The organism is Cupriavidus phytohabitans (genome assembly GCF_017815025.1).
GTDB lineage: Bacteria > Pseudomonadota > Gammaproteobacteria > Burkholderiales > Burkholderiaceae > Cupriavidus.
Genome location: NZ_JAGIQB010000016.1, coordinates 127,292 through 138,834, shown reverse-complemented (window position 1 = coordinate 138,834; position 11,543 = coordinate 127,292). Strand labels below are relative to the sequence as shown.

11 protein-coding genes are annotated in these 11,543 nt (G+C 66.5%); 3 read left to right on the top strand and 8 right to left on the bottom strand.

The window, feature by feature from the left end:
- Window positions 1-346: 346 nt before the first annotated feature.
- From J8I34_RS13770 to J8I34_RS13755, 4 genes are all read right to left on the bottom strand, one after another.
- Entirely contained in the window at window positions 347-1,423 is a 1,077-nt protein-coding gene (locus J8I34_RS13770; RefSeq protein WP_029050393.1) for a phosphotransferase, read from the bottom strand.
- Window positions 1,424-1,473: 50 nt separating this feature from the next.
- Window positions 1,474-2,199, bottom strand: a complete 726-nt coding sequence (locus tag J8I34_RS13765) for a histidine phosphatase family protein (protein WP_209806261.1) — start codon at window positions 2,197-2,199, stop codon at window positions 1,474-1,476.
- A gap of 81 nt (window positions 2,200-2,280) precedes the next feature.
- Complete coding sequence (locus J8I34_RS13760; RefSeq protein ID WP_029050395.1) at window positions 2,281-3,060, bottom strand: oxepin-CoA hydrolase, alternative type; 780 nt, start codon at window positions 3,058-3,060, stop codon at window positions 2,281-2,283.
- 32 nt (window positions 3,061-3,092) lie between these two features.
- Window positions 3,093-4,616 carry a 3-hydroxyacyl-CoA dehydrogenase gene (locus tag J8I34_RS13755; protein WP_209806260.1) on the bottom strand — a complete coding sequence of 508 codons (1,524 nt, stop codon included), beginning with the start codon at window positions 4,614-4,616 and terminating at the stop codon, window positions 3,093-3,095.
- Between the two features lie 186 nt (window positions 4,617-4,802).
- On the opposite strand from J8I34_RS13755, the gene J8I34_RS13750 reads away from it, so the two are divergent.
- Window positions 4,803-5,447: a glutathione S-transferase gene (locus J8I34_RS13750; protein ID WP_029046810.1), complete on the top strand. Its 645-nt coding sequence runs from the start codon at window positions 4,803-4,805 to the stop codon at window positions 5,445-5,447.
- Window positions 5,448-5,613: 166 nt separating this feature from the next.
- On the opposite strand, the gene J8I34_RS13745 is transcribed toward J8I34_RS13750, so the two are convergent.
- Window positions 5,614-6,786: a pyridoxal phosphate-dependent aminotransferase gene (locus J8I34_RS13745; protein ID WP_209806259.1), complete on the bottom strand. Its 1,173-nt coding sequence runs from the start codon at window positions 6,784-6,786 to the stop codon at window positions 5,614-5,616.
- Window positions 6,787-6,855: 69 nt separating this feature from the next.
- On the bottom strand, window positions 6,856-7,404 hold the full coding sequence (locus J8I34_RS13740) for a PIN domain-containing protein (RefSeq protein WP_029046812.1): 549 nt from the start codon (window positions 7,402-7,404) through the stop codon (window positions 6,856-6,858).
- 49 nt (window positions 7,405-7,453) lie between these two features.
- Here J8I34_RS13740 and yaaA point away from each other — a divergent pair, with 49 nt between their 5' ends.
- Window positions 7,454-8,239, top strand: a complete 786-nt coding sequence (gene yaaA / locus J8I34_RS13735) for a peroxide stress protein YaaA (RefSeq protein ID WP_209806258.1) — start codon at window positions 7,454-7,456, stop codon at window positions 8,237-8,239.
- A gap of 56 nt (window positions 8,240-8,295) precedes the next feature.
- Window positions 8,296-9,438, top strand: a complete 1,143-nt coding sequence (locus J8I34_RS13730) for a M14 family metallopeptidase (protein ID WP_209806257.1) — start codon at window positions 8,296-8,298, stop codon at window positions 9,436-9,438.
- A gap of 181 nt (window positions 9,439-9,619) precedes the next feature.
- On the opposite strand, the gene J8I34_RS13725 is transcribed toward J8I34_RS13730, so the two are convergent.
- Both J8I34_RS13725 and J8I34_RS13720 read right to left on the bottom strand, forming a co-directional pair.
- Window positions 9,620-10,390, bottom strand: a complete 771-nt coding sequence (locus J8I34_RS13725; protein WP_369796418.1) for a BspC domain-containing protein — start codon at window positions 10,388-10,390, stop codon at window positions 9,620-9,622.
- A 264-nt stretch (window positions 10,391-10,654) separates the two neighbouring features.
- Window positions 10,655-11,542, bottom strand: a complete 888-nt coding sequence (locus J8I34_RS13720; RefSeq protein WP_029046816.1) for an N-formylglutamate amidohydrolase — start codon at window positions 11,540-11,542, stop codon at window positions 10,655-10,657.
- Window position 11,543 lies beyond the last annotated feature (1 nt).

Here is an 11,543-nt window from a genome sequence, read left to right as displayed (position 1 = left end):
GTATGGGGAGAGATTTACCGCGGCCCGAGGCTAACAAAATTCAAAACCGCCTCGCACACAAAAATACGGACAGGTCCAGCGCAGCCGCAGGCGTTCCTGCGTTGACCCACGCAGCAGGGATCATCCACAGCTCTGGGTTCGTTCAAACATCGCATCAATCCCGAGCCACCGTGGCGCACCACGGCGTCAGGCAGCCCTCCCCTGCAACGAAGCAAAGTCCCGTACGAAAGCCCCCGCACACTGCGATAACAGTGGCCGCCCGCAGCATGTCACCAATAGCGAGCGACCACAACGCTTCAAGCCGCCGACAGCATGTCACCAACGGCGACCCAGCTCCAAAAGTCACTCACCCCTTAGCCTTCTTCGCATACTCCCACCCCATCTCCGCCATCGGCCGCGCCCGCTTGCCCGCATCAGCAGCCTGCGCCGACGAAGCCGTCCCATCGACCACGCGCTTCATGATCCCCTGCAAGATCCCGGCAATACGGAACATGCTGAAGGCAAGATAGAAATTCCAGTCGCCAGTGATCGCGCGCCCGGTACGCTGCTCGTACATGCGGCGATACGTTGCCTCGTCAGGAATCCCCAGCCCCGCAAAGTCCAGCCCCGCAATCCCGCGGAACTGCCCCGGTGCGATATGCCAGCTCATGCAGTGGTAGCTGAAGTCCGCCATCGGATGCCCCAGTGTGGATAGCTCCCAGTCCAGCACCGCCAGCACACGCGGCTCGGTCGGATGGAACATCAGGTTGTCGAGCCGGTAATCGCCATGCACGATCGACGTCAGATCCGCGTCTTCCTGCGGAATATGCTGCGGCAGCCAGTCCATCAGCGCATCCATGGCCGGGATCGACTCGGTTTCCGACAGCTTGTATTGCTTGGTCCAGCGCTCGATCTGGCGCTGGAAGTAGTTGCCGGGCTTGCCATAGTCCCCCAGCCCGATGGCGTTGTAGTCGACGGTATGCAGCGCAGCGATGACGCGGTTCATCTCGTCATAGATGGCACTGCGCTCGGCATTGCCCATGCCGGGCAGCGACTGGTCCCACAGCACCCGGCCGGCGACGAACTCCATGATGTAGAAGGCACGGCCAATCACCGATTCGTCCTCGCACAGCGCATACATGCGCGCGACCGGCACGTCGGTGCCGGCGAGGGCGGCCATTACGCGGTATTCGCGCTCGATGGCGTGCGCCGACGGCAGCAGCTTGCTCTTGGGGCCGGGCTTGGCGCGCATCACATAGGTCTGGCCCGGCGTGACCAGCTTGAAGGTCGGGTTGGACTGCCCGCCCTTGAACTGCTCGACGGTCAGCGGGCCGGCAAAGCCCGCCACGTGCTGGCGCATCCAGGCTTCCAGCGCGCCGGTGTCGAAGCGCTGCTGGTCTGCCACCGGGCGTGTGCCCTCGAAGTGCGATACGTTGCTCGTCATGCTGTCTCCGTTAGTTTTCTGTTCGGGTTCGGTTGGATGGCTCGGGTGACTCAGGCGGCCGGCTGGCGGCCGCGCAAATACTGGTGCAGCAGCACTTCCATGGTGGTGTGGCGCGAGCCGCTGTGGACGGGGGTGGGCGGCGAGTAGTTGGTCATGCGCACCACCCAGTCGAGCGGGCCGTCGCCCATGTCGAGCACATTGATGCAGCCCGCCGTCTGCAGCAGCGAGCCGAACAGCACGCGCCGCCCGCAGGTGATCGCCTGCGACAGGATGGCGCGGTTGGTGCCGCCGTGCAGCACCATCAACACGGTGTCCCATCCCGGGTCGGCGCCCAGGCGATCCAGCGCGGGCAGCACGCGGTCGAGAAAGGCGCCGATGGTCTCGCCGTTGAGAAAGCGCTTGTCTTCGGGGACTTCGCCTTCGAAGGCGCCGACGAAGGCGTCGCGCAGCTCGGCGTCGGCGATCGCGGACAAGTCGCCGCCCCGGATCTCCTGGAATTCTGGCCAGACCTCAGGCACCATGCCTTCCATCTCGGGCAGTTCGGCCAGCACGCGCTCGGCGGTCTCGACCGTGCGCGGCAGGCCGCTGACGATGACGCGATCGAAGCGGATCTGCTCGGCGGCAAAGGCGCGTCCGGCGGCGGTGGCCTGCATGCGGCCGGTTTCGTTGAGCGGGACCATCTCCGGCAGCGCGGGACGCCCGGCTTCATCGAAATACAAGACGGCACCATGCCGCATCAGGTAGATGCGGCGACGCGAGGACGGCGGCAATTCCATGCGTTGTCTCCTTGTGTTGTGCTGGCGTGCCCGTCTGCCGCGGGCTTGCCATGAAGACGGGCAGCTGCCCGTCCGGGTCTGTCAGCGGTACTGCGGCTTGCGCTTCTCAAGAAAAGCGCTGATGCCTTCGCCGCCATCCGGGTGATGCAGCGCGGCGACAAAGTTGTCGCGCTCGGCCAGCAGGTGTTCGTCGAGCGACGCCGTGGCCGCGTAGTTGATCAGGCCCTTGATGCGGCCGACCGCATGCGGCGATTGCCTGGCCAGACCCGCCGCCAGCCGCAGCGACTCGGCCAGCGCCTCGCCCGGCGGCGTGACGCGGTTGACGAGGCCAAACTGGGCCAGCCGCTCGCCGCTGATCGGCTTGCCTTCCATCATCATCTCGCTGGCGAGCTGGCGCGGCAGCGCGCGCGCCAGTTCGTACGAGCCGCCGCCATCGGGCGTGAGCCCGACCGAGACGTAGGCCATCACGAACTTGGCATCGCTGGCCGCGACCACGAAATCGCATGCCAGAACGAGCGATAAGCCCGCGCCCGCGGCGGCGCCTTCGACTGCCGCGATGATCGGCTTGGGAAAGGCGTGCAGCGAGCGGATAAAGCCGTTCAGCACCTCGATGCTGGCGGCTTGCACCTCGGGCGGCTGGCTGCGGTTGCCCAGCAGCCGGTTCAGATTGCCACCCGCGCAGAACATGCCGTCGGCGCCGGTAAAGATTACGGCGCGGATCGAATCGTCCGCGGCGGCCGCGTCCAGCGCCGCCTTGGAGCCGGCATAGATGTCCGGGTGCAGCGCGTTGCGCGCCTCGGGGTTCGAGATGGTCAGGACCAGCGTCGAATCGACGCGTTCGGAAAGCAGTTGTGCGGGCATGGGGGCGACTCTGAAAACGGCAGGGAACGGGCTTATTGCTCTTCGGCCAGCAGCGACAGGCCGAGGCCGGCGCGGCGCCACAGCCACGGGCTCGGGCGGTAGCGCATGTCGCCGGTCAGCGCTTCCATGTTGCGCAGCGTCTCGAGCACCAGTTGCGGGCCGACCGCGTCGCCGAGTGCCAGCGGGCCCTTCGGGTAGCCGAGGCCGAGGTTCACGGCAAGGTCGATGTCCGCCGGCGTGGCGATGCGCTGCTGCGCGATATCGCTGGCGATATTGATGATGCAGCAGAGCACGCGCTGGGCCACAAAGCCGGCCGAGTCGCGGATCAGCGTAACCGGCACGCCATCGCTGGCAAAGAGGCCATGCGCGGCGTCACGCGCGGCGGCGCTGGTGGCCGGGGTGGTCATCAGCGTGCGGCGTTTGGTGGCCTCGAACGGCAGCAGCGTGTCGATGGCGACGGTGCGGACCGGGTCCAGGCCCTGCTGCAGCGCGCTGGTGGTGGCGTCCAGGCCCAGCGGCGTGACAATGATCAGCGCATCGGCAGACGGCTTGTTGCCGCCTTCCGGGGTCACGCCGAGCGCGCCCAGCAGCTTCGTCACCATGGCGTGGCCGCGCTCGCTGTCGTGGCTCACCCAAACGCTCGACGGGCGTGCGCTCGGCACCACCGCAGCGGCCGGCACTTGCTTCTGGCCATCGGCATAGCGGTAGAAGCCGGCACCGGCCTTGCGGCCGATCAGCCCGCCGACCGCGCGGATCGCGGTGATCGGCGACGGACGGTAGCGCGGCTCCTGGTAGAACTGGTTGTAGATCGACTCCATCACCGGGTGCGACACGTCCAGCCCGGTCAGGTCCATCAGCTCGAACGGGCCCATGCGGAAGCCGGCCTGCTCGCGCATGATGTTGTCGATGTCGGCAAACTCGGCCACGCCTTCCTGCGCGACCTTCAGGCCTTCGATATTCATGCCGCGGCCGGCATGGTTGACGATAAAGCCCGGCATGTCCTTGCAGCGCACCGGCGTATGGCCCATGCGGCGCGACAGCGCCATCAACGCGTCGCCCACCGCTGGATCGCCCGACAGGCCGTCGATGACCTCGACCACCTTCATCAGCGGCACGGGATTGAAGAAGTGGTAGCCGGCGATGCGGCCCGGGTGCTTCGCGCCCACGGCGATCGCGGTGATCGACAGCGACGAGGTGTTCGAGGCGATGATGGCGTCCTCGCGCAGGATCGCTTCCAGCTTGGCGATCAGGTCGCGCTTGACTTCCAGCTTCTCGACGATGGCCTCCAGCACCATGTCGCACCCGGCCAGGTCTTCCAGAGCGCCGCACGGCTTGACGCGGGCCAGCGTGGCCTCGGCGTCGGCGGCGCTGATCTTGCCCTTGTCGGCGAGCTTGGCCAGCGTGTCCTGCAGGTACTGGCGGGCGGCGGCCACAGCTTGCGGGTTGGCGTCGTACAGGTTGACGGTCAGTCCAGCCTGGGCGGCGATCTGCGCGATGCCGCGGCCCATGGCGCCGGTGCCGACGATGCCCAGCGTGTCGATGGTGAAAGTGCTCATCATTCGTCCCAAAAGTTGTGGTTAAATTAGCACGATCGTACGTTTTTTGCACCTTTCCGAACAGACCGGAAGGGCAGGCGGCGTGCGCTGATCGGCCAGGCCGGACACGGCAGGCTCCGGATGGTCCACAATCCCCCTCAGGCCCGTGCCGTGCGGGCGACTATTCCAACAACGGAGAGAGACGACATGCTGAAGCTCTGCGGCTTTGCCGCCAGCAACTACTACAACAAAGTGAAGCTGGCGCTGCTGGAAAAGAACGTGCCGTTCGAAGAGGTGCTGGCCTGGATCGGCGAGACCGACCCGGCCGCAACGCCGGCGGGCAAGGTGCCCTACATGATCACCGAATCCGGCTCACTGTGCGAGTCGGAAGTCATCGTCGAATACCTGGAAGCGGCCTTCCCGCAGACGCCGCTGCTGCCGAAGGACCCGCTGCAGGCCGGCAAGGTGCGCGAGATCGTCACCTTCATGGAGCTGTACCTGGAGCTGACGGCGCGCGAGCTGTATCCAGAGGCGTTCTTCGGCGGCAAGGTCAGCGACAGTGTCAAGGAGCGCCAGCACAAGCTACTGGCGCGCTATATCCCGGCGTTTGCCAGGCTGGCGAAGTTCTCGCCGTATATCGCTGGCGACAGCTTCACGCTGGCCGATTGCGCGGCGGCGGTGCACCTGCCGCTGGTGTCGTCGTGCACCAAGATCATCTATGGCACGGATATGCTGGCCGACCTGCCGGTCAAGGATTACCTGAAGACGCTGTCGCAGCGCGAGTCGGTGCAGAAGGTCAATGCGGACCGGAAGGCGAATACCGAGCTGATGATGAGTCGGAGCAAGAAGTAAGCGGAGGCGGCTAGCGTTGCGCTAGCGGTCGGATGTATCCACCGTCCGTAGTGGACGCTCCCCTCTCCCGTGCGCGGGAGAGGGGAGCAAACATGCCGGCTCGCGAAGGCATCAGGAAGCAAAACGCCCGCGAATCGTCGCGGGCGTTTTTGTCTGAGCGCCTGCTTTAAAGCTTTCCCAACCTCTCCAGCGCCAGCGCCAGCGTCTCTTCCTTCTTCGCAAAGCAGAACCGCACCACGCCCGACTCGCGCGGCTGCGTATAGAACGCCGACACCGGAATCGCCGCCACGCCGATCTCGCGCGTCAGCCACATGGCGAAGTCCGCCTCGCTCAGGTCGGAAATAGCCGAGTAGTCGACGCACTGGAAGTAGGTGCCATCCGACGGCAGCAGCTTGAAGCGCGAATTCGCCAGCCCGGCGCGGAAGAAATCGCGCTTGGCCTGGTAGAACGCCGACAGCTGCAGGTACGGCGCGGGATCGGCCATGTAGTCGGCCAGCCCGTGCTGCACCGGCGTATTGACGGTGAACACGTTGAACTGGTGCACCTTGCGGAACTCGGCCATCAGCGCGGCCGGCGCCGCCACGTAGCCGACCTTCCAGCCGGTCACATGATAAGTCTTGCCGAAGCTGGAGATCACGAAGCTGCGGCGCGCCAGCTCGGGATGGCGCGACACCGACTCATGCCGCTGGCCGTCGTAGACCATGTGCTCGTAGACCTCGTCCGACAGCAGGAGGATGTCGGTGCCGGCCAGAATCTGTACCAGCTTGTCCATGTCGCCCGCGCGCCAGATCGTGCCGGTGGGGTTGTGCGGCGTGTTGATGAGGATCATGCGCGTGCGCGGCGTGATCGCGGCGGCGAGCTTGTCGAAGGGCACGCGGAACTCGGGCGCCTCCAGCGTGACCGGCACGGCGGTGGCGCCGGCCAGTTCGATCGCGGGCAGGTAGCTGTCGTAGCAGGGCTCGAGCACGATCACTTCGTCGCCCGGATGCACGGCGCACAGGATCGCGGTCAGGATTCCCTGCGTGGCGCCGGCGGTGACGGTGATCTCGGTATCCCAGCTGTACTGGTGGCCGTACAGCGCGGCGATCTTGTCGGCGATGGCCTGGCGCAGGCGCGGCACACCCGCCATCGGCGGGTACTGGTTATGGCCGGCGCGCATCGCCCCGGCGACGGCATCGACGATCTTCGGGTCGCAATCGAAGTCCGGAAATCCCTGGCCCAGGTTGACGGCGTTCTTCTCGATGGCCAGGGCCGACATCACGGTGAAGATGGTGGTGCCGACGCCGGGCAGGCGCGAGGGCGGCGGGGTCAGGGGGGCGAGCGTGGTGTCTGCGGACATGTTGCGGGCGTGTCGATGCGGTAAGAGGAGGGCGCGCGTGCCGAACCGGCCCCGCGCGATCCGGCAATTCTAAAGCGGATCGGCGGTCGTGTCGGCGGTGGTGCCGGCCTGAGCGGCCAGCCAGGCGCCAAAGCCCGGCGGCGTCAGCACCTCGACGCCGCTGGAGCGGCGCAGGCGGCTGCGCAGCTTGAGCACCGCCTTGTCCTTCGATACCAGGCACGCGGCGCCGGCAAAGTGGGCCAGCTCAACAAACTTCTGGTCGTCGGTGTCCTTGCAGCGGGGCAGCCGGATGGCGTCGGCCTCGTCCTGCGGCGGCAGCGGTTCGAGGCGGGTCAGGCGATCGACGGTGGCCAGCGCGGTGTCGATATCGACCTCGAAGCGGGCAAATTGCGGATAAGCCAGCACGCGGCGCAACTCTTCGCGGCAATCGGCGCGGATCACCGGGGCGATGGTGCCGGCCTCCAGCGCGTGCCGGATCGGCTCGACATGCGGGTCGCGGAACACCAGCAGGTCGACCCAGATATTCGAGTCGAGCACCACGCAGGGCGCGCCCGCTGGGGCAGATGTGACGCCGGCGGGGCTGGCGGGATGGTCGGTTCCGGTGCTGTCGAGGCGCATTCGCTACAATCTTGGCTGGTTTGTCCTTGGCTACTGCCGCGATTTTGCCATGCTCATCGTTTTGTCTCCCGCCAAGTCACTGGATTACGAGACACCCCCGCGCATCAAGACCCATACGCTGCCGCGTTTCATCGACCGTTCCGCCACGCTGATCGAGCGCCTGCGCAAGCTCGCGCCGCAGGACGTGGGCGCGCTGATGGACATCTCCGACAAGCTCGCCGTGCTCAATGTCACGCGTTATGCCGAGTGGTCGCCGGAGTTCACCGCCGCCAACAGCAAGCAGGCGGTGCTGGCCTTCAACGGCGACGTTTACGACGGTCTCGATGCGAAGACGCTGACCGCCGAGGACCTCGGCTTCGCGCAGAAGCACCTGCGCATCCTGTCGGGCCTGTATGGCGTGCTGCGCCCCCTGGACTGGATGCAGCCCTACCGGCTGGAGATGGGCACGCGCCTCGACAACGCCGCTGGCAAGGACCTCTATGCGTTCTGGGGCGATGATGTCACGCAGATGATCAACGGCGACATGGCCGCGCTGAAGCAGGAAGGCTCGCAAGTGCTGGTCAACCTGGCTTCGGAAGAGTATTTCAAGGTGGTGCGGCCCAAGGTGCTGCGGGCGCGCATCGTCACGCCGGTGTTCGAGGACTGGAAGGGCGGGCGCTACAAGATCATCTCGTTCCATGCCAAGCGCGCGCGCGGCACGATGGCGCGATACGCGGTCACGCACCGCATCACCGAGCCGGAAAAGCTCAAGCGCTTCGCCGAGGACGGCTATGCCTTCGATGCCTCCGCTTCCGACGCCGGCCGTTGGGTGTTCCGCCGCCGCTTGGAAGACTGAACCCTCGAAGACTAAACCCTCGAAGACTGAACCCTAACGCAACGAGACCGCCAGCCATGCCTTCCGCCCTGCACATCTCCTCGCATTTCGATTCGGGTGCCATCGAGGTCGAGGCGCTTGACCGTGCCGACGATATCCGCTTGCGCATCCGCGCCGATTCGCACGCCGACTTCCGGCAATGGTTCCACTTCCGCCTGCAGGGCGCGGCGGGGCAGGCGTGCCGGATGCACTTCCTCAACGCGGGCGACTGCACTTACCCGGACGGCTGGCGTGACTACCGCGCGGTGGCCTCGTATGACCGCGCGTACTGGTTCCGCGTGCCGACCCGCTTCGACGGCAAGGTGATGACGGTGGAATTCACGCCCGGGCACGACAGCGTCTGGTTCGCGTATTTCGAGCCCTATCCCGACGAGCGCCACCTGTCGCTGCTGGCGAGCTGCCAGCGTTCGCCGCTGGCGCAACTGTCACATCTGGGCAGCACTGTCGACGGGCGCGACATGACCCGCGTCACGCTGGGCCAGCCCGGGCCCGGCAAGAAGACCATCTGGATGATTGCGCGCCAGCATCCGGGCGAGAGCATGGCCGAATGGTTTGTCGAGGGCGTGCTGCAGCGGCTGACAGGTACCGGCAGCTGGGCCGGCGATCCGGTGGCGCGCAAGCTGCTCGAGCGCGCCGTGTTACATATCGTGCCGAACATGAACCCGGATGGCTCGGCGCGCGGCAACCTGCGCACCAATGCCGCTGGCGCCAACCTGAACCGCGAATGGATGTCGCCCAGCGCGGATATCAGTCCGGAGGTCTACCATGTACGCCGCGCCATCGAGGCCACGGGGTGTGACATGTTCTTCGATATCCACGGCGACGAGGGCTTGCCGTACAACTTCGTCGCCGGCAGCGAGATGCTGCCCGGCTTTACCGAGGCGCGCCGGCGCGAGCAGCAGCGCTTCATCGAAGCCTTCAAGCGCGCTTCACCGGACTTCCAGGACGTACACGGCTACGCCGCCAGCAAGTACAACGCCGACGCGCTCAAGCTCGCGTCCAAGTACATCGGCCATACCTTCGGCTGCCTGGCGCTGACGCTGGAAATGCCGTTCAAGGACAACGCCGATCTGCCCGATGCGGCGGTGGGCTGGAACGGCGCGCGCAGTGCGCTGCTGGGCACGGCGATGCTGCAGGCGATCCTGGATTATCTGGGCTGAGGCCTTTGGCTGTTGCAGGTTTGCTCCCCTCTCCCGCCTGCGGGAGAGGGGCCGGGGTGAGGGCCGGCGCATGGCAAGCATCGTGACGTCTCGCTTCGTGGAGAGGCCTGCCCTCACCCCCGCCCCTCTCCCATGAATGGGAGAGGGGAGAGAACAAGCGCACGCACAAGCGCCCGAGCGCTTACTGCTTCTTCTTGGTCTTGCTGCTTGTCTTCGCCGACCCGGATGCCGACTTCGTCGACTTGGCCGCCGATGACTTGCTCGACTTCGACGCCGCCGTGCTCTTGCCCTTTGCACCCTTGCGGCTCTTGCCGGACGACGTGGCCTGGCTCGACATGGGCACGGCCGGCGCGGCAGCGGGTTCGCTGATGGTGGCGCCGCTGGGGTCCTGCAGCTCGTACGCCAGCATCATGCCGTCGTCGTAGCCGCAGCGCACGCGCACGGGCTGCCAGTCGTCGCCGCGGCGCTTGTGCGCGGTGGCGTTGAACGTCACCACGGTGCTGACCGGCACGGCCTGCTTGCCGGGCGAGAAGCGTCCGCTCCAGGGCTCGGTCATGGCCTGCCCGGCGGCGAGCGCGCCGGTGGGGATTTTCAGGGCATCGTAGGTGGCCGAGCGCGGCACCACCCAGCTGGCGTGTGCGGCGCAATCGGCCACGTCGCTGCTGGCGTTCTCGGTCTTCATCAGCTGCTCGCGCATGCGTGCGCGGTACTCGGACAGACTGACTCGGCCGCGGTCGGGCAGGGTGATGGTCTTGGTGGGCGGCGTGGAAGTGGCCGCGGGAGCGGGAGCGGCAGGTCTGGCGGGAGCGCCCGTCGGGGCAGCGGCAGGGGCCTGGGCGGCGGCCTCGTCGGCCGGCATGTTGGCGCAGCCCGCCAGCCCGATCGCACCGGCCACCGCGGCAGCCACCATGCGGAGCCGGCTGCCGAGCAGTTCGGAAATTCGTCGGATCACAGTGTTTGCGGTGTTTGCGTTCTGGGATTGGCTTGCCGGCGCGGGGCCGGCAGGCCGGGTAGCTTCGCAAAGGAATGCCATGATAGAGGAAACCTATCCGGCAAAGTTCCTAAATCTTGTTACCTATTCTTCTAACGCAATGACGACGCGCAGGAAGCGGCCTGCTTTCTAGCAGATATTTCCCACGCTGCACAATTGCGGGGAACCCGCACGACCGGTCCGCGGTGATCCGCGCGGCCCGGCCGTGGTGCGTTGGCAAACGCCTCAGGCCACGCGCGAAGGCATCGCGCGCGTAAAGCGCAGCAAATCGTCCAGCAGTGCGTTCAGGTCATGGCGCAGCTTGGCGAAGCCGGCGGTGTGGGTCAGGCCCACTTCATCCATGTACAGCTTGCGGTTGACCTCGAGTTGCAGGCTGTGGCGCCCGGCCTGCGGCTGGCCGACCACGCGCACGATTTCCACGCCCTTGTACGGGTGGTTGCGCCAGACCTCGTAGCCCATGTCCTTGAGCACGCCTTCGATGCGGTCGGTAAAGCGCTTGTCGCAGGTGGTGCCGTCGCGGTCGCCGACGACGAAGTCGGGATGCTCCAGGCCAGGGAACTCGGTCGCGTATTGCGCGGCGCGGCTCGGCATCGAATGGCAGTTGATGTGCCAGGCGCTGCCGTGGCTGGAGACGGCGTGATCGGCCAGCTTCTGCAGCTGCGCGTAGTAGGGCAGGTAGCAGCGGTTGATGCGCGCCTGCACTTCTTCCACGGCGAGCTTGCGGTCGTAGATCGCCTCGCCGCTGTCGAGCACGCGCCAGACCAGGCCCTTGCCGAGCCGGGTCTTGGAGGTTTCCTGCTTCGCGCCGGGCCAGGGGGCCTCGAGCAGCGCTTCGTCGATTTCCTCCAGCGCGCGGTTGGCGTCGATGTAGCTGCGCGGGAAGCCCGCGCACAGCAGCGGGATGCCGCGCGCCGGCGCGCCGGCATAGAGTTCATCGACGAAGGTGTCCTCGGCCTGCCGCAGCAGCGGCAGCGGCAGGGCGGGATCGGGGCGGAAGTCCGTCGGGTAGGTGGTCGCGCTGTGCGGCGAATCCAGGAACAGCGGGGCGGGCTCGCCGTCCGGCTGGTACAGGAAGAACGGACTATCCGCGGTGGTTCGGTCGGTATCGGTCATG

What these genes read in the sequence shown, in the direction of transcription:
- J8I34_RS13730 (WP_209806257.1), top strand. Translation starts at nt 8,296, where the DNA reads ATGCCTTCCGCCCTGCACATCTCCTCGCATTTCGATTCGGGTGCCATC.
- J8I34_RS13745 (WP_209806259.1), bottom strand. Translation starts at nt 6,786, where the DNA reads ATGTCCGCAGACACCACGCTCGCCCCCCTGACCCCGCCGCCCTCGCGC.
- J8I34_RS13765 (WP_209806261.1), bottom strand. Translation starts at nt 2,199, where the DNA reads ATGGAATTGCCGCCGTCCTCGCGTCGCCGCATCTACCTGATGCGGCAT.
- J8I34_RS13750 (WP_029046810.1), top strand. Translation starts at nt 4,803, where the DNA reads ATGCTGAAGCTCTGCGGCTTTGCCGCCAGCAACTACTACAACAAAGTG.
- J8I34_RS13740 (WP_029046812.1), bottom strand. Translation starts at nt 7,404, where the DNA reads ATGCGCCTCGACAGCACCGGAACCGACCATCCCGCCAGCCCCGCCGGC.
- J8I34_RS13755 (WP_209806260.1), bottom strand. Translation starts at nt 4,616, where the DNA reads ATGAGCACTTTCACCATCGACACGCTGGGCATCGTCGGCACCGGCGCC.
- J8I34_RS13760 (WP_029050395.1), bottom strand. Translation starts at nt 3,060, where the DNA reads ATGCCCGCACAACTGCTTTCCGAACGCGTCGATTCGACGCTGGTCCTG.
- J8I34_RS13720 (WP_029046816.1), bottom strand. Translation starts at nt 11,542, where the DNA reads ATGACCGATACCGACCGAACCACCGCGGATAGTCCGTTCTTCCTGTAC.
- J8I34_RS13770 (WP_029050393.1), bottom strand. Translation starts at nt 1,423, where the DNA reads ATGACGAGCAACGTATCGCACTTCGAGGGCACACGCCCGGTGGCAGAC.
- yaaA (WP_209806258.1), top strand. Translation starts at nt 7,454, where the DNA reads ATGCTCATCGTTTTGTCTCCCGCCAAGTCACTGGATTACGAGACACCC.